The sequence below is a fragment of the Peribacillus sp. NPDC097198 genome, assembly GCF_044762055.1.
In the GTDB taxonomy this organism is placed as follows: domain Bacteria; phylum Bacillota; class Bacilli; order Bacillales; family DSM-1321; genus Peribacillus.
The window spans coordinates 115,575-131,885 of the sequence record NZ_JBIWDO010000006.1 but is presented as its reverse complement, the minus strand read 5'-3'; the positions used below and the strand labels follow the sequence as shown (position 1 = coordinate 131,885).

16 protein-coding genes are annotated in these 16,311 nt (G+C 44.8%); 14 read left to right on the top strand and 2 right to left on the bottom strand.

The window, feature by feature from the left end; genetic code table 11:
* Positions 1-78: 78 nt before the first annotated feature.
* The 4 genes from ACIQXQ_RS12520 to ACIQXQ_RS12505 all read left to right on the top strand — a co-directional run bounded on the left by ACIQXQ_RS12520 (position 79) and on the right by ACIQXQ_RS12505 (position 4,759).
* Positions 79-1,311, top strand: coding sequence for an Nramp family divalent metal transporter (locus ACIQXQ_RS12520; protein ID WP_402957785.1), 1,233 nt, complete (start codon positions 79-81; stop codon positions 1,309-1,311).
* Positions 1,312-1,573: 262 nt separating this feature from the next.
* Complete coding sequence (gene thpR / locus ACIQXQ_RS12515) at positions 1,574-2,128, top strand: RNA 2',3'-cyclic phosphodiesterase (RefSeq protein ID WP_402957783.1); 555 nt, start codon at positions 1,574-1,576, stop codon at positions 2,126-2,128.
* 24 nt (positions 2,129-2,152) lie between these two features.
* Positions 2,153-3,139: an NERD domain-containing protein gene (locus ACIQXQ_RS12510; protein WP_402957781.1), complete on the top strand. Its 987-nt coding sequence runs from the start codon at positions 2,153-2,155 to the stop codon at positions 3,137-3,139.
* Between the two features lie 837 nt (positions 3,140-3,976).
* Complete coding sequence (locus tag ACIQXQ_RS12505; RefSeq protein WP_402874818.1) at positions 3,977-4,759, top strand: phosphotransferase; 783 nt, start codon at positions 3,977-3,979, stop codon at positions 4,757-4,759.
* Here the strand turns inward: ACIQXQ_RS12505 and ACIQXQ_RS12500 are convergent.
* On the bottom strand, positions 4,756-5,034 hold the full coding sequence (locus ACIQXQ_RS12500; RefSeq protein WP_402874821.1) for a YtzH-like family protein: 279 nt from the start codon (positions 5,032-5,034) through the stop codon (positions 4,756-4,758). The two genes, ACIQXQ_RS12505 and ACIQXQ_RS12500, sit on opposite strands and share 4 nt — an antisense overlap.
* A gap of 246 nt (positions 5,035-5,280) precedes the next feature.
* Between ACIQXQ_RS12500 and trmB the strand changes: the two genes are divergently transcribed.
* Positions 5,281-5,919: a tRNA (guanosine(46)-N7)-methyltransferase TrmB gene (gene trmB, locus ACIQXQ_RS12495; protein WP_402874824.1), complete on the top strand. Its 639-nt coding sequence runs from the start codon at positions 5,281-5,283 to the stop codon at positions 5,917-5,919.
* 52 nt (positions 5,920-5,971) lie between these two features.
* Here trmB and ACIQXQ_RS12490 read toward each other — a convergent pair whose 3' ends face one another.
* Entirely contained in the window at positions 5,972-8,086 is a 2,115-nt protein-coding gene (locus ACIQXQ_RS12490) for a sigma 54-interacting transcriptional regulator (RefSeq protein WP_402957779.1), read from the bottom strand.
* A gap of 296 nt (positions 8,087-8,382) precedes the next feature.
* Here ACIQXQ_RS12490 and ACIQXQ_RS12485 point away from each other — a divergent pair, with 296 nt between their 5' ends.
* Genes ACIQXQ_RS12485 through ACIQXQ_RS12445 form a run of 9 tightly spaced genes read left to right on the top strand, consistent with a single transcriptional unit; the run spans position 8,383 to position 16,311 of the window.
* Entirely contained in the window at positions 8,383-9,171 is a 789-nt protein-coding gene (locus ACIQXQ_RS12485; RefSeq protein WP_402874830.1) for an enoyl-CoA hydratase/isomerase family protein, read from the top strand.
* A 22-nt stretch (positions 9,172-9,193) separates the two neighbouring features.
* Positions 9,194-9,403, top strand: a complete 210-nt coding sequence (locus tag ACIQXQ_RS12480) for an acetyl-CoA carboxylase biotin carboxyl carrier protein subunit (protein WP_402874831.1) — start codon at positions 9,194-9,196, stop codon at positions 9,401-9,403.
* A gap of 23 nt (positions 9,404-9,426) precedes the next feature.
* The gene (locus tag ACIQXQ_RS12475) at positions 9,427-10,815 is read left to right on the top strand and encodes an acyclic terpene utilization AtuA family protein (RefSeq protein ID WP_402957777.1); all 1,389 of its coding nucleotides are present in this window, start codon (positions 9,427-9,429) and stop codon (positions 10,813-10,815) included.
* Positions 10,796-11,149, top strand: a complete 354-nt coding sequence (locus ACIQXQ_RS12470) for an AtuA-related protein (protein ID WP_402874835.1) — start codon at positions 10,796-10,798, stop codon at positions 11,147-11,149. The genes ACIQXQ_RS12475 and ACIQXQ_RS12470 overlap by 20 nt, the downstream gene beginning before the upstream one ends.
* Before the next feature lie 4 nt (positions 11,150-11,153).
* Positions 11,154-12,329, top strand: a complete 1,176-nt coding sequence (locus tag ACIQXQ_RS12465) for an acyl-CoA dehydrogenase family protein (RefSeq protein WP_402957775.1) — start codon at positions 11,154-11,156, stop codon at positions 12,327-12,329.
* Positions 12,326-13,483: an acyl-CoA dehydrogenase family protein gene (locus ACIQXQ_RS12460; protein WP_402874840.1), complete on the top strand. Its 1,158-nt coding sequence runs from the start codon at positions 12,326-12,328 to the stop codon at positions 13,481-13,483. Before ACIQXQ_RS12465 ends, ACIQXQ_RS12460 begins: the two co-directional genes overlap by 4 nt.
* A gap of 55 nt (positions 13,484-13,538) precedes the next feature.
* A complete protein-coding gene (gene menE, locus ACIQXQ_RS12455; protein WP_402874842.1) occupies positions 13,539-15,074 on the top strand; it encodes an o-succinylbenzoate--CoA ligase in 1,536 nt (511 codons plus the stop codon).
* Between the two features lie 2 nt (positions 15,075-15,076).
* Complete coding sequence (locus tag ACIQXQ_RS12450) at positions 15,077-15,526, top strand: MaoC/PaaZ C-terminal domain-containing protein (RefSeq protein ID WP_402874844.1); 450 nt, start codon at positions 15,077-15,079, stop codon at positions 15,524-15,526.
* The gene (locus ACIQXQ_RS12445) at positions 15,520-16,311 is read left to right on the top strand and encodes an enoyl-CoA hydratase/isomerase family protein (protein WP_402874968.1); all 792 of its coding nucleotides are present in this window, start codon (positions 15,520-15,522) and stop codon (positions 16,309-16,311) included. The genes ACIQXQ_RS12450 and ACIQXQ_RS12445 overlap by 7 nt, the downstream gene beginning before the upstream one ends.

Genomic DNA, 16,311 nt, shown 5'->3' with positions numbered 1-16,311 from the left:
TACAGGCATATACTTTTTCATATCAAAAGTTTACCTTGCGCAACTTTTTAAGCCGCGTATAAAAAGGAGTTGGAGTGCATGTCTTCTTTACATGGAGATACGAGAGGCTTTAAAAAGCTGCTCCCCTTTTTAGGGCCAGCTTTTATAGCCGCCGTTGCTTACATTGATCCAGGGAATTACGCAACGAACATTGCCGCGGGTTCAAAATATGGCTATACGTTATTATGGGTTATTCTTGCGTCCAATTTAATGGCGGTCTTGATACAGTCCTTGTCTGCAAAATTAGGAATAGCAACAGGGAAAAACCTTCCTGAACTATGCCGTGAGACATTTTCCAAAAAGTCTTCGTTCTTTTTATGGATTCAAGCCGAAATCGTCATAATGGCGACGGATTTAGCCGAGTTTATCGGAGCGGCACTCGGGATTTATTTACTGTTCGATCTTCCGCTTATCACTTCCGCGCTTATTGCGGCAATCGGGTCGTTTGCCATTTTGGAGTTTCAGCGCAGGGGATACCGTACATTCGAAGCGTTGATCACAGGGATGATATTCGTGGTGGTGCTTGCTTTTGGCGCTCAAGTTTTTTATGCGAAACCGGACACCTCAGCACTCCTTATGGGTCTTCTCACACCCAAGTTCGAAGGAGTCGATAGCATCTTGCTATCCGCTGGGATGCTTGGGGCGACTGTCATGCCACATGCGATATACCTACATTCTTCTCTGACGCAAAAACGAATCGTTGGGAAGGACGAAATGGAACGGAAACGGATTTTTCGTTTTGAGTTTATTGATATCGCCATTGCCATGCTCATAGCGGGTGCCATCAATGCTGCCATGCTTGTCGTATCGGCTGCATTGTTCCATAAAGGTGGGGTGCTTGTAGAAGATCTGGATGTGGCCTATGACCAATTTGCCTTGATGTTAGGGCCATCTGTTGCCATGTTTTTTGGAATCGGCTTATTGTTTGCCGGTCTATCGAGCTCTTCCGTCGGTATGCTTACAGGGGATGTGGTCATGCAGGGATTCATAAAAAAACATATCCCCATCTATTTGAGAAGGCTGATCACGACGATTCCTCCATTAGTGATCATTTTGATGGGAGTGAATCCGTCCAAAGCGCTCGTAATGAGTCAAGTCGTACTATCGTTTGGCATTGCATTTGCGCTCATTCCGCTCATACGGTTTACAAGTGATAAGAAAATCATGGGCAATCTAGTCAATCACAAAGTGACGTCGGGCTGTGCCTGGATCATCGCTGTCCTCATTATCGGACTGAACCTGTTTTTGCTATATGAGACGCTACTTGGGTAATACCATTAAAATCGGATAAAGCAAAGGGGAGGACCAGCTGATGGTCCTTCTCTTTTGCTTTCCTTTCCTAAGGAAGGTGTAAGAAGCGGGGTAGCCTAATGGAAGAGCGATGGATATACGAATTGTTGTAGTCATAAGGTGGCATGAATAACGGGGAAAAGGGGAGACTGAGAAGGGCTCCGCGTTTGATGCTACTTGGGAAGTTTTTGCGTGGGAATTATGGTAAAATTATATAGAAAACGGGAAGGGATGTTAGTGTCCGATGAATACTCATTTTTTCTTTGCTTTAGTACTGCCAGATGATATTAAGCATCATTTACATAACCAGACAAATGAAGTGAAATCGGAGTTTCCATTTAAGAAATGGTTACATCCAGCCGATTATCATATTACGATGGCATTTCTGGGAAATGCCGAAGATACAATGAAAGAAGAAGCGCTGGAAAAAGTAAAACGTGCACTCGCCAATGAACAGTCGTTTGAGCTCAAGGTAGAGGGGATCGATGTTTTTGGTAAAAAAGAGAGCCCGCGTATTTTGTGGGCAGGCGTCAAACAGGAAGAAAGGCTGACTTCCATCCAAAAGAAAATCTATGCATCATGCGTAGAGGCAGGTTTTGAATTGGACAAAAAACCGTTCAAACCGCATATTACTCTGGCCAGGAAATTCGAGGGTGAGACCCCTTTTTCCATCAATGAGGCCCGTCAGCTGGCAAATCCGGAAGCGAAAGCATTTCAAGCTTCCCAAATAGCCCTTTATCAGACACATCTTGGGGCATCCCCCTCATACGAACCAGTATATACAATAAACCTTCAATAATAGAGGAAGATGGGTGGTGGTCGAATGGCACAGCTCATAAAAATACAGGATTATATTTCCCGGTATGAGCAGGATATTTATCGATATCCGTCACAATTTGCAAAGTTAAAAAAACAACAGTGGGATAAACTGCAGGCCGCCTATCACGCAGGGGAGCTAGAACAGCTGTACAGTCAACCGGATGAAGAACAAACCCTGTTCAAAGGCACGACGACGGAGGAAGAGCCAAAGGGGCTCTTCCATAAAGTAAAAGGATTGTTCCAAAGGTCGGACGGTCAAGAGAAAGAGGCCGAAGAAATTCATATACCGAATCCCGTGATCAATCATAATGTCTTTTCGTTAAGGGTACCTGCAAATCCAGCAAACTTGGATGAACTTAAGCAGAATTTCTTAAACCAGTTACTTCGTTTCCAGATGAAATGGGGCAGCTCGACGCTTCGTGAAAGGTCTTATGTGGACCAATCATTCTTTCTAGAAGAAAAACTCCGCTTTTTCCTGCAGCGTTTTCCTGATACATTTCTTGTTTTATATAAACCTATCTTTCTATTGAAAAATGCTCCGATCGAAGTCGATGTCATTTTGCTTACGCCAGTGGATGTCTGGTGCATCACCTTTCTCGAAGCGGAAGAGGATGCAGCCTTTATCGGATCGAGCGATCGGTTTTGGCTACGGCGCCATCATAAGTACCCGGACAAAAAAGTTCTCAATCCGTTCTTGGCCGTTAACCGGATGGGAAGCATTGTTTCCCAGTTATTTGAATTGTATGAAGTGAATCTACCGATAAAGAAAGTGGTCCTTTCGCGGAATGGCTATATGGATTATCCGGAGACCCCATACGATATTGATTTATTGGATAAGCGGACTTTTCCGGAATGGTTTGACAGGATGCGGTCGATATCTTCCCCGCTTAAGGCGCAGCAGCTAAAAGGGGCACAGGCTCTCTTGGATTATTGCCAAACGACTTCAAGCCTACGTCCGGAATGGGATGCCGATCAACAACAGGAATCATAAGCAGTCCGCCTCATAAACGGAGCGGATTCATTCCCTTATGCAACCACTGGCCCCCCATTCCAGGTGGTTCGGAAAGGACTATGTAAGAGGTGTTCAGAAACGGCTAATCGAATGAATCGCTTTCTTATTTTTTTGTATGATGTCTGCAATCACCTATGGAGTGAACCGTTCCCCCCTTAAATAAATGGTTGAATTTTATAAAAACGGGTAAATTAATTTATCTATTCATTTTATCGAAAAATTATTTTTACATACCTTCAAGGGCCTAAGGACTGATGGGGAAAGAGCTCCCTTGAGCTACGAGCTACGTACAGTCGATGATATCTCCATCTTTATAAAGCATGGATTGTGCTTCCTGAACGCATGATGGAAAGGTGTAAATGAAGAACGTGGACTCTATTTCCGGTAAAGTGAGAGCCGTTTAGAATTTTCGATCCGCCAAAGGTCAGGCAGATGGAGAAAATATCGGGATGAATGAGGTAGAAGTAGGGGTCCTGAAGGAGAAATTTCGGGTCATGTTCAAGGGTAGTCAATGCTTATCCTTTTCGAAATGATTCCTTTGTACTTGTTTTATGGGTATAATCGTTTTATAGTACTTGACGAAGAAACCATATTTCAACTAAAATTTAATTTATGGCTATTGTTAGATTGCTCAATAGCTATTTTTTATTTTCTTATCATAATGATGTTTTATTGCGGGATTAGTTCCGATGCACGTATACATGCAGCTACGCCAACAGGCGGGTTCTTTAATAAACATTAGGTAGTGGTATTACATACACTAGGTGAACGTACTTACATTTGTATGATTAAGCGAGGAAATCGAAGGTGAGCCAGTTGGAACATTTAATAGGTCAGGAGTGGGATATATCCCCTGCTGGAGGAGCTACGGGAGAAGCGTTCATTGCCGAGAAAGATGGGCAAAAGCTGTTCCTGAAACGAAATTCATCGCCATTTTTAGCTGTTCTTTCGGCCGAGGGCATTGTTCCAAAGTTAGTGTGGACAAAACGCCTCGCAAATGGGGATGTGATTACGGCCCAGCATTGGATGGAAGGTAGGGAGCTAACTCAAGCAGAAATGGCCAAAGAGAGGGTTGCCAAACTGCTTCAGAAAATACATCAATCCGACCCTTTATTAAGCATGCTTAAAAGGCTTGGTAAAAGTCCTTTACGGCCTGAAAGTATACTTACAGACATAGAAAACGGTTTATCTTTAGAGGTAAATAACCTAATGATCATCAAGCAGGCCATTCAATTTCTAGAGAATAACCTACTGTTGATTGAATGCGATGAGAATGTCGTGTGCCATTGCGACGTGAACCATAATAATTGGCTTATGACCGAAACCGACGGATTGTTTTTAATTGATTGGGATGCTCCGGTCATTGGTGATCCAGCCATCGATCTTGGCATGCTATTGTATTCTTATGTGCCACGCGGCGAATGGGAACAATGGTTAGCCCGTTACGGTAAAAAGCTGGATGCGGGATTGGAAATGAGGATGAAATGGCACACAGTTTCCCAACTCGTGCTTTCCATCCAGTGGCATCATAGTAGAGAGCGGTACGAGGAAAGAAATGATTTACTGATGAAACTAGAATCCCTATTAATGGACGGTTAATTAAATTGATTGATGTCATCGATCCATTGGGACAAATCGTCCTGATGGGAATTGATATGTGCCTCTGAATCCGAGGCTCCGATGCCTGTCTGGCTATATTCGTAAATTTCTTTTAGTATCGTTTTTACATTTTGATCGATATCGGCATTGACCATCAATGATTTGACAAGCCTTTCAACTTGTTCATATTCGGCGACGGAACCGCAGCAGTCCGTGTTTTGGTTGTATAAAATGTCTTTTAACAGATGTAATTGGTTTTCATGGGAAAGCGGCATAGTATCGCTCCTTTCTAATTATGAAATCAACTGGATCCCTAAAGATTTTTTTGCTGTTCTCTTGATTATGGTGTGTGTTGCAAAAAGTTTTATACATGATAATCGCAGAGACTGCCGCCTGGATGGCCGGCAGTTTTTTTGTTTAATGAGGGAATGGAGCAGTCCGATTACGAGAAAATGAACTTGCAGGAATCCATAATCTCGTGTTATGGTTTGAACGATTATATTATAAATAGGGGTGTCATCATGCGTTTAAGAAATAAACCTTGGGCTGAAGACCGTTTGAATGAATATCCGCAATATGTGATTCAGCAGCCAGTGAGCCATAAAGGTAAATGGCATGAAGTATTCGGTAACGATAATCCGTTATATATTGAAGTAGGCACGGGAAAAGGCCGTTTTATTACAGAAATGGCAAAAGCCCATCCTGATGTGAATTTCATTGGAATTGAAGTATATAGAAGTGTAATCGTTGCGGCACTCGATTTGCTTATTGAAGCGGATGTGCCAAACTTAAAGCTGTTGAACGTGGATGCAGCCAATTTAGCAGATTACTTTGCAAAAGGTGACGTGGACCGCGTTTATTTGAATTTTTCCGATCCATGGCCGAAATCGCGTCACGCGAAGCGCCGGTTAACGTATAAGACCTTCCTTGAAACGTATGAAAGCATTCTTCCGGATCAAGGGGAAATCCACTTTAAAACGGATAACCAAGGTCTGTTCGAGTCATCCTTGAAGAGCATTTCCGAGTATGGCATGCTGTTGAAATATGTGAGTCTTGATTTGCATAACAGTGATTTCGAAGGCAATATCATGACGGAATACGAAGAGAAGTTCTCAAGTAAAGGCAATGTGATCTACCGTTTAGAAGCAAAATACCGGTAACATGCAAAAAAACCAGGCGATGGGCGTCTGGTTTTTTTGTTTGGAGTAGCCTTTATTGGAAAGTAGTGATCACTCCGTATCTTTTCAACTTTTGATAGATGTTCGATCGGCTGATGCCAAGTAATTGTGCAGCTTCTGTCTTATTTCCTTTTGTTTGTGCGAGAGCTTCAAGTAAAATTTCTTTTTCGGTATCTTCAATTTGTTTCTTTGGGAAAAGGGTCTTGGTTGGATAAGATGGGTTTAGTGTGTTTTGGTTTGGCTGCGGGGTAGTGGTTTCTAATTGGATATGGTAGTCGGTTATCCAGTTTTCTGAACAAAAGTGATAGGCACGTTCTAACACATTTTCAAGCTGGCGCACATTGCCTGGCCAATTATATTTTTGTAGCTTCTGAATGGCATCCGTCGTTACACCGATGACGCCTTTAGGATTATAGCGCTGAAATTTTTGCATGAAATGCTCACATAAAATCGGTATGTCTTCCAGTCTTTTTCGGAGTGGAGGAATTTCGAGTTGAATGACATTGAGCCGGTAATAGAGGTCTTCCCGAAATTTCCCTTCTTTAATGAGCTGGAGGAGGTTCCGGTTGGTCGATGCGAGAATCCGAACATCGGATTTGCGTGTTTTAGTGCCGCCGACGCGCTCATACTCTTTTTCCTGTAATACGCGTAGAAGCTTTACCTGAAGGGATAGCGGCATTTCACCAATCTCGTCAAGCAAGAGAGTGCCACCTTCCGCAAGCTCGAATTTCCCGGGTTTCCCGCCTTTTAACGCTCCTGAAAAAGCTCCTTCATCATATCCGAAAAACTCAGACTCAAGCAGAGCTTCCGGGATCGCCGCACAATTAATTTTAATGAAACTGCCTTTCCGTCCTGATGCTAGGTTGATGCCATTGGCGAGCAATTCCTTTCCGGTTCCGCTTTCACCGACTATCAGGATGCTGGAAAATCCCTGAGCCGCAGTAAAAGCCTCCTGTTTTAAGCGCTGGAGGAGGGGACTGATGGATACTAGTTGGGAAAATGTCGTGTTAACTTGGGATACTCTGCTCAACTCCTTGCGGTAATGGTTGAGTTCATGTTCTAGCTTGTCCATATGCGCGAATAATTCCTTCCAGGCATCAAGTTGTTTGTAGATGATTTTAAAGATGGTCCCGATGCTGCGTCCATCTTTCTTCATTGTTTTCTTTGTCAATATCGCTTTATTCCTCTTAACATTTACATACATTCCTTGTGTTTCCTCACCCAGGCTTGCCATGGACCTGAAGATTTCCGGGGCAACTTTTCTCATTGGTTGGCCAATCACTTCAGCTGATGAGTCCACTTCAATCATATTCAAAAATCCTTGATTCGCTTTAGTAATCATTCCTGCAGAATCTGTGAGCAGGACAGCATCATAGGCAAGTTCCAATGCATTGTCGAGAGTTTGCTCGATTTTCTTCGTGGACTCCAATTCACTGGCAATCTTTTCATATTTGGTCACGTCCTCTAGTACAATCATGGCGCCAATAATTTGATTCCATTCCTTAAGTGGCAAAACAGAATACATGAGAGTCGTATGATTGATATCGATTTTCATCGTCTCAAAGGCGGTTCCGGTTTTTAAGGCTTCCTTAACAGTGGGCAATATGGAAGGTATGACAGAAGAAATAGGCTTATCGAGAATCTGATCATTCTTTAGGTTTCCTAGGAGGTTTTGGGCAGCTTCATTTAATGAGTCGATTCTTTCGTCCATATTAACCGAAATGACACCCGAACTTAAATGATTCATTAATACCCTGAGCCGTTTGGCAAGGTGCTCCGACTCGGTAATCAGGCCCGTGACGATACTGGCCCTGGATAAGATGCCAGTGACCTCTTTCTTGCTATTCATGATGACGGAATGGGCAATATTTGAATGCAACAGCACTTCCTTCGCTTTGAAAACGCTATCATCTTCCAGGAAGCTGACAACGGGATTGATGATTGCCCGCTCAATTGAATCCTCTAATTGGGCACGCTGCAAGATTAAGCGTGTTATCGAATTCCTGGTTACGATTCCGGTGAATTCCCCATCCTTGAACACGCACGCAATATCTTGCCGTTGTTCTAGAAATAGTTCCAAAACTTTCTGGATGGTGGTCTCGGGAGTCAATCTTATGAAGTGATGGGTCATGATATTGGTGACCTGCATAACATCCCTCTTCCTTTTAAAAGTTTCTCATACCTATGATTATACAAAATATTCCAATAAATACAATGTAATTAAATGTCCACTTTTAAAGACAGATGGTTTGAAAAAAACACAAATGTTCACTGAAGGAACGACATTCATGACGAGTAATCCGGAGGAGGAGGTTTGCCCCATTGATAAAAAAATGGTGGTGTAAGCAGATTCAGTCAAAAGTTCCATTTTAAAAAAGAAAAAAACGTAAAGTTGGCATGAGGCTTGCATTAATACTAAGTATCAAAATGGTGAGGTGAAAATTATTGAGCAATTATCAGACGATAACCTATGAAGAAACCGAGCAGGTAGCGTTAATCCGTTTAAACATGCCGGAAATGAGAAATCCCTTGTCGATGGAAATGTGTAAGGAACTGGTCCAGGCCATTCGCTTTGCGGATGACAAAGAGGATATCCGTTCCATTTTATTGACGGGTACCGGTAAAGCTTTTTCAGCTGGAGCGGATATTAGAGGATTTCAGGGGAATTTGACTAAGTCTGCACCCCAACTATATGAAGAGGGAATTGAAAGTACAGGGCTCTTTAAACTAGGTTCCACCGTCAAAACGCCCATTATCGCCGCAGTGAATGGAGCGGCCCTTGGAGGGGGAGCCGGGTTGGTTGCGATGAGCCATCTCGCAGTAGCCTCTGATAAAGCGAAAATCGGATTGACCGAACTGAAGCTGGGCATTGTTCCCTTTGTGATCATGCCGCTTGTAAGGCGCGCCGTTGGCGATCGTAAGCTGCTTGAAATGATGCTTACGGCAAATACCTATACGGCATTGGAGGCAAAGGATTTACAGCTGGTCCACAAAGTCGTCCCGCATGATCAATTGGAGGAAGAGGCGTGGAAGCTGGCAAAACAGGTGGCATCCTATAGTCCGCTTGCCGTACGGCTTAGTCTGGAGGCCTTCTATTTGACGGAACAGGTGGATTTGCCAAAATCAATGGATTTATTGTCGATGATGCGGATCGTGTCTTTTCAGAGTGAGGATTTGAAAGAAGGAGCCATGGCCTTTATAGAAAAACGGTCACCGGTTTGGACAGGAAGATAAAACGAAAAGGAGATGGATGAAGATGAAAGTAACGGCGCCGATGAGTGGGTCTGTTTGGAAAATCACAAGTGAGTCAGGGAAACAGGTGGAAGCGGGTGAAACGATCGTCATTTTGGAATCCATGAAAATGGAAATCCCGATCACTGCGGAAACGGGGGGAACCGTAAAGACCATTTCCGTTCAAGAAGGGGATTTCATCCAGGAACATGATGTTGTGGCTATTATCGAATGAAGGTTGAAAGGGGTGGAGCTAAAATGAAATCGGTTCGAGTCGGAGCGGCACAAGGCTTTTACGGAGATACGTTTAATGGGGCGCTCATGAATGTTCAATATGGGGATATAGATTACCTATCATTTGATTGTTTAGCTGAACTGACGATGGCCATTTTGGCAAAGGATAAACAAAAGCGGGAAGACACGGGCTATACGAAAGATATTGGCATCGCTATGAATATGCTGTTGCCTCTTGCAAAGGAGAAAGGGATCAAGATCTTGACGAATGCGGGTGGTATTAATCCGATCGGTGCACAAGAAGAAGTGCTGAGTATCGCTAGGGAGCTTGGCCTGAACGATTTAAAGGTCGCAGTCATTACGGGTGATAATATTTTGCCACATATCGATGAACTAATTGAGCTTGGAATGGACTTGGAGGATTTGGAAACAGGCCGGCCATTCACGAAAGAAGTTCAGCAAAAATTACTGTTTGCGAATGCATATATCGGCTCACAGCCACTTGTGGAGGCCTTAAGGCAAGGGGCGGATGTGGTCATTTCCGGAAGGTCAACGGATACCGCGCAGTTCCTCGCCCCTTTGATTTATGAATTCGGTTGGGAAAAGGATGATTGGAACAGGCTTGCAAGCGGCATTTTCATGGGTCATTTGTTAGAGTGTTCAGCACAATCGACTGGCGGTAATTTTAGTGGCAGGTGGCAGGACATCGAAAACTTTGAAAATATCGGTTACCCGATAGCCGAGATGTATGAAAACGGTGAATTCATCGTCACCAAGCCAAAGGATAGCGGTGGTCTCGTTTCCGTGGATACGGTCAAAGAGCAAATGCTGTATGAAATCCACGATCCATCCGCTTATATCACGCCAGACGTCGTGGTGGATATCACAGGCGTCACGCTAGAACAGGTCGGCAAGGATGAAGTGAAGGTGAAGGGAGTGAAGGGGAAGGAAAGCCCGAAAACGTTAAAAGCTGTAATGGGATTTGAAAACGGTTACATGGGTCAGGCACTCATTGGCTATTCGTGGCCCGATGCATTCGAAAAAGCGAAAAGTGCAGACCGAATCATCCGTAACCAGCTAGAGCAGAGGGGACTTCCTTTCGACGAAATTCGCACTGATTTCGTCGGTTACAATTCGCTTCATGGCCCACTTGCTAAGTTACCGCAGGAGGATATTAATGAATTGTATGTGCGGATTGTTGTCAAAGCCCAGGATAAACGGGTGGCAGACGGTTTCCGCAGGTTGATTCCCCCGCTTGCCTTGAATGGTCCGCCGACATTGTCGGCAGTAGGCAATATCCCAACCAGACAGTTGCTTGGCATGTGGTCGACGCTGATTGATCGGGAATGGGTGGAAGCAAATATTTCGGTATCGATCAAGGAGGTTGAAGCGTATGCCAAAAGTGACTCTTAATCTCATCGCACATGCCCGCTCAGGAGATAAAGGCAATACAGTCAATATCGGTGTCTTTGCCAATAGTGAGGAACTGTATCCGTATCTTAAAGAACAAATGACGTCCCAGGCGGTGAAGGAGTTCTTTACAGAGCTTGTGAAAGGGGAAGTCATCCGTTATGAGATGCCAAATATCTCCGCCTTGAATTTCGTTTGCCATGAAGCATTGGGCGGCGGCGGATCGTCATCGCTTAGAATCGACAACTTGGGGAAATGTTTCGGTTCCAATATCTTGCGTTTCCCGATTGAAGTCCCGGAAGAATTGGCTAGCAAACTATTAAAGGTTGGGGTGTGAAGAAATGAGCTATGAACCATATTTTACTGACGAACATCACGAACTAAGGAAGACGGTTCGAAAGTTTGTTGAAAAAGAAATTACACCATACGTAGCAGAGTGGGAAAAGGACGGAATTTTTCCTCGTGACCTATTTAAAAGAATGGGGGATTTAGGGTACCTCGGTCTTCGTTATCCGGAAGAGGTCGGTGGTCAAGGTTGGGATTACTTTGCTGGCGTGGTTTTTGCCGAAGAAATGGCCCGCAGCGGCGTGGGTGGCTTTCCGATGGCGATTGCGGTCCAAACTGATATGGCGACACCGCCGATATTGGAATTCGGCACCGATGAACAGAAGGAAACCTATTTAAAACCCGCCATCCGAGGTGAAAAAATTGCGGCTATCGGGATTTCCGAGCCAAATCATGGTTCGGATGTCGCCTCGATTGAAACGCGGGCGCGCCGTGATGGGGACACATGGATCATCAACGGTGCAAAAACCTTCATTACGAATGGTACGCGCGCTGATTTCATCACGCTTGTCGTAAGGACGTCAGATGCACCTGGACATAAAGGGATTTCGATGATTCTAGTGGATTTGGACCTTCCCGGTGTAACCGTAGCAAAGAAGCTGGATAAACTCGGGATGCGTTCTTCGGATACAGCAGAGCTTGTATTTGAAGACGTACGTGTACCATATACGAACCTTCTGGGCGTCGAGGGGAAAGGTTTCATGCAGATTATGTGGGAACTACAGGGCGAACGGCTGATTGGAGCTGCGGGATCAGTAGGGATGGCCGATTATGCATATGAGCTGGCACGTGATTATGCAAGAACAAGAAAGCAATTTTATCAGGAAATCGCCAATTTCCAAGTGATCAGCCATTTATTGACAGAAATGAAGACGGAGATTGAGGTCGTGAAGGAGATGACCTATGCAACGGCATACCGCTTCGGTCGAGGCGAGATTCCGGCAAAGGAAATCTCCATGGCTAAATTGGCAGCGGCGAAAATGGCTCATTGGGTCGCCGATCGTGCCCTTCAGATTTTTGGCGGCAATGGCTATATGATGGAATATCCCATTCAACGGATCTGGAGAGACACCAGATTATATAGGATTGGCGGCGGAACCGATGAAATCATGAAAGAAATCATAGCAAAAACAATGGGCTTGGAAGAATACAAGGAGGTGGTCAGACGATGAGCCATTGGATTTTTACAGAAGAGCATAAGATCTTTCGGAAATCGGTACGCAAGTTCATTGAAAAGGAGGTCACCCCTTACGTTGAACAATATGAAGAAGCAGGGGAAACGCCTCGCGTCTTATTTGAACGAATGGCTGAACTCGGGTTTTTAGGGATTAAATATCCTGAAGAATATGGTGGACTCGGTTTGGATTTAGTGACAGAGATGGTGTTTTTGGAGGAACTGTCTAAATGCGGTGCGGGCGGGACCGGTGCGGCCATTGGTGCGCATATCGGGATTGCGACCACACCGATATGGCGTTTTGGGTCCCATGAACAAAAAGAAAAATATTTGGTCCCGGCAATCAAGGGAGAGAAGATTGCCGCACTCGGCATTACGGAGCCCGGTGCGGGAAGTGATGTATCATCCATTGCCACTAAAGCTGTGAGAGAAGGGGACCATTACATCTTGAATGGATCCAAAACCTTCATCACGAATGGAGTGAATGCGGATTTCATCATTGTCGCTGCGAAAACGGCTGACAGCCTGCCACATATGAGTCTGTCTTTATTCATTGTCGAGACGGCCTGGGAAGGTTTTTCCGTTGGCAAGAAGCTCGATAAATTAGGCTGGCGCAGTTCCGATACGGGTGAGCTGTATTTTGAAAATATGAAAATACCGGTCGAAAACATGATTGGTGAGGAAAATGAAGGGTTTAAGAAAATCATGGTCAATTTCCAGTGGGAGCGGTTGACGATGGCGTTCACGAGCGTGGCGCTTGCGGAGAAGGTGTTGGAAGAAACGGTTCAATATGCAAGGGATCGCAAGCAATTCGGAGATTCAATCCTGCAGTTTCAAGTACTGCGCCATAAGCTCGTCGATATGGCTGTCGATATTGAAAAGGCAAAGAACATTACGTACCGGGCCGTTGAACAGTACGGCAAGGGGGTCAACGTAACGACCGAAGCTACGATGGCGAAGGCGTATGCTGCTGAAATGGTGAATCGGGTCTGTGATGAGGCCCTTCAAATTCACGGTGGAAACGGATATATGATGGAATACCCGATACAGAGGTACTGGCGGGATGCCCGGCTTCAGCCAATTGGTGGGGGGACAACACAAATCATGCGCGAGATTTTATCGAAACGCTTGAAAATTACAGATGGGTTTTAACATAAGTCTCTATTAATAATGGCCCTTGGTATTTTTAAAAATGAGGTGGCTGGATATGAGTGCTAATGTAGGTTATTGGTTAACCCATCATAGTGAAAATATACCGAATAAAACAGCAATAGTTTATGGAAACCTGCGATTGACCTATATGCAGTTGAACAATCGGGTCAACCGTTTGTCACATGCCCTTTTGGATCAGGGTGTGAGGAAAGGCGACAGGGTCAATGTCCTGCTGTTAAACACAAATGAATTTTTGGAAACACTTTTCGCCTGTGCAAAAATCGGAGCGATATTCGTACCAATCAATATCCGCCTCAGTGCACCGGAAGTAGATTATATCGTTAAGGATTCGAGCAGTTCAGTCTTCATTTACGATGTGCGTCTCCAGTTCATCATAGAAGAGCTAAAGGAAAAGAACGAAACACACCTCCAATTCATTGAAGTGAATCCAGGAGGTGATCGTGAATCCTCTCCCTATGAAAAATTGATTGGTGAGTACCCATCCTCGGAGACTGGTTTTGAGCTGAATGCGGATGATTACTTGATGCTTATGTATACATCCGGAACGACAGGCAAGCCCAAAGGAGCGATTTTGACACATGGCAATACACTAGCGAACATCATGAATGGGCTTTACCTCTTGCCGGTGACAGCCGAGGACATTACATTGACGGTTGCCCCGTTGTTCCATATTGGTGGGCTCGGAATTTCCACAACACAAATGATGTATTTGGGCGGTACTGTCGTGCTGCTTGACTTGTTCACCCCTCAATCGACGCTAGAATGGATTGAAAAGGAGAAGGTTTCGACCGTGTTCATGGTCCCATCGATGTGGCAGTTGGTCATGCATGATTCAAGAATCGAGGATTATGATTTAAGCTCTCTCCGTTTGGCATGTTCTGGAGGGGCGCCATGCCCACTTCCGGTCATCGAATATTTCAAGGGTAAAGGCATTCCATTCATGGAAGGGTTCGGGATGACCGAGACGGCGCCTATCGTCAGTATATTGAAAGAGGAAGATACGATACGTAAAATCGGGTCGGTCGGAAAACCACCCATCCATGTCGGTGTCAAGATTGTTGATCCGACAGACAGGGAAGTGCCTATTGGCCAAGTGGGTGAACTAGCCATCAAGGGTCCAAACGTAACGGTCGGTTATTGGAATAAACCGGAAGCAACCAAGGAAGCACTTCGATCCGGCTGGTTTTATACTGGCGACCTCGCAAAAATCGATGATGAAGGCTACATCTATATTGTCGATCGGAAAAAAGACATGATAATTAGCGGCGGGGAAAACATTTATCCGATCGAAGTTGAACAAGTGCTTGTCAGGATGCCAAATGTGAAGGAAGTTGCCGTCATTGGCATCCCTAATGAAAAATGGGGCGAAGTGATCAAGGCCTATATCGTCTTAAACAGCCCACGTCAGACAATTAAGTTAGACGATATCCGAGAGTATTGTGATGGCAGATTAGCACGATTCAAGATGCCAAAGGAAATAGAGCTATTGGATGAACTGCCGAGAAATGCGACAGGGAAAGTATTGAAACGTGCTCTATCTAAACCATACGAAACGGAAAAGAGGGTGTAAGGATGTTTAATAAATATTTTGATGAGTATGAAGTCGGAGAGGTCTGGACTTCGAAAGGCCGTACAATCACAGAAACGGATATCGTGAATTTTGCCGGGTTAAGCGGGGATTTTTACTCGCTTCACACAGATAAGGAGTATGCCGAAAAGTATTCGCCATTTGGACAGAGAATTGCCCATGGGATGCTGGTATGCTCGATTGCATCTGGCCTTTCTGCATTCGAACCTGGAAGGGTCGTCGCCTTTTACGGGATCGATAAATTACGTTTTACGAATCCGACCTTTATCGGGGACACGATCTCTGTAGAGATTTCCATTTTGGAATTAAAAGATCGGGACGATGGAATGGGCGTCATTACGGCGAAACAAAAGGTGAAAAAACAAAATGGAGATGTGGTGGGCGTTTCGACGATGAAAATCCTGATGGCGAAGAAACAGGAGGTTCTATCGTGATGAAAGAGATCGTTTCCTATGAAAAAGACAGGGGCATAGCGGTAGTTTATATTGATAACCCGCCGGTCAATGTGATTGGCGAAAATGTTGTCATTGGCTTAAACCAGGTATTCGATCGTTTAGCTGAAGATGACGAAGTTCGGGCCATTGTATTGTCAGGCAAAGGAGACAAGGCCTTTGTTGCCGGAGGGAACATAAAGGAATTCCCTAAATTGGTCGGCCAGGGTGTGGCATTCAATGAAGCCCGTGCCCGTGATATGCAAGAGCCATTTAATAAAATCGATAACATTGCAAAACCGGTCATAGCGGCCATTGATGGATTGGCCCTAGGAGGGGGATGCGAGTTGGCCCTCTGCTGTGATATCCGAATTGCAGAAGAACATTCCATCATTGGTCTCCCTGAAGTGAAGTTGGGTCTATTTCCGGGGGCTGGCGGGACACAGCGTCTACCAAGGCTGATCGGAGAAGGAAGGGCAAAAGAGCTAATTTTAACGGGAAGAGCCGTTACGGCGGAGGAAGCAGAACGAATCGGATTGGTGAATAAAGTGGTCCCGACCGGAAAGGGCTTGGCAGCGGCGATAGAGTTAGCTGAGGAAATAGCGGGCTATTCCTTCCAAGCGGTTTCAAGAATCAAGAAAACGATCGATGAAGGAATGAAAACGACGTTGGAAGAAGGTTTGCTGATTGAGGCAAAATACTTTGGCGAAGTGTTCCAGACAGAAGATGTTAAGACAGGTGTACAGGCCTTTATCGAGAAAAAACAGCCGGTGTTTATCCATAAATAA

Coding starts and splice junctions, on each gene's coding strand:
- trmB (WP_402874824.1), top strand. CDS start 5,281: ATGCGTTTAAGAAATAAACCTTGGGCTGAAGACCGTTTGAATGAATAT.
- thpR (WP_402957783.1), top strand. CDS start 1,574: ATGAATACTCATTTTTTCTTTGCTTTAGTACTGCCAGATGATATTAAG.
- ACIQXQ_RS12510 (WP_402957781.1), top strand. CDS start 2,153: ATGGCACAGCTCATAAAAATACAGGATTATATTTCCCGGTATGAGCAG.
- ACIQXQ_RS12465 (WP_402957775.1), top strand. CDS start 11,154: ATGAGCTATGAACCATATTTTACTGACGAACATCACGAACTAAGGAAG.
- ACIQXQ_RS12520 (WP_402957785.1), top strand. CDS start 79: ATGTCTTCTTTACATGGAGATACGAGAGGCTTTAAAAAGCTGCTCCCC.
- ACIQXQ_RS12500 (WP_402874821.1), bottom strand. CDS start 5,034: ATGCCGCTTTCCCATGAAAACCAATTACATCTGTTAAAAGACATTTTA.
- ACIQXQ_RS12460 (WP_402874840.1), top strand. CDS start 12,326: ATGAGCCATTGGATTTTTACAGAAGAGCATAAGATCTTTCGGAAATCG.
- ACIQXQ_RS12480 (WP_402874831.1), top strand. CDS start 9,194: ATGAAAGTAACGGCGCCGATGAGTGGGTCTGTTTGGAAAATCACAAGT.
- ACIQXQ_RS12450 (WP_402874844.1), top strand. CDS start 15,077: ATGTTTAATAAATATTTTGATGAGTATGAAGTCGGAGAGGTCTGGACT.
- ACIQXQ_RS12475 (WP_402957777.1), top strand. CDS start 9,427: ATGAAATCGGTTCGAGTCGGAGCGGCACAAGGCTTTTACGGAGATACG.
- ACIQXQ_RS12470 (WP_402874835.1), top strand. CDS start 10,796: ATGCCAAAAGTGACTCTTAATCTCATCGCACATGCCCGCTCAGGAGAT.
- ACIQXQ_RS12490 (WP_402957779.1), bottom strand. CDS start 8,086: ATGCAGGTCACCAATATCATGACCCATCACTTCATAAGATTGACTCCC.
- menE (WP_402874842.1), top strand. CDS start 13,539: ATGAGTGCTAATGTAGGTTATTGGTTAACCCATCATAGTGAAAATATA.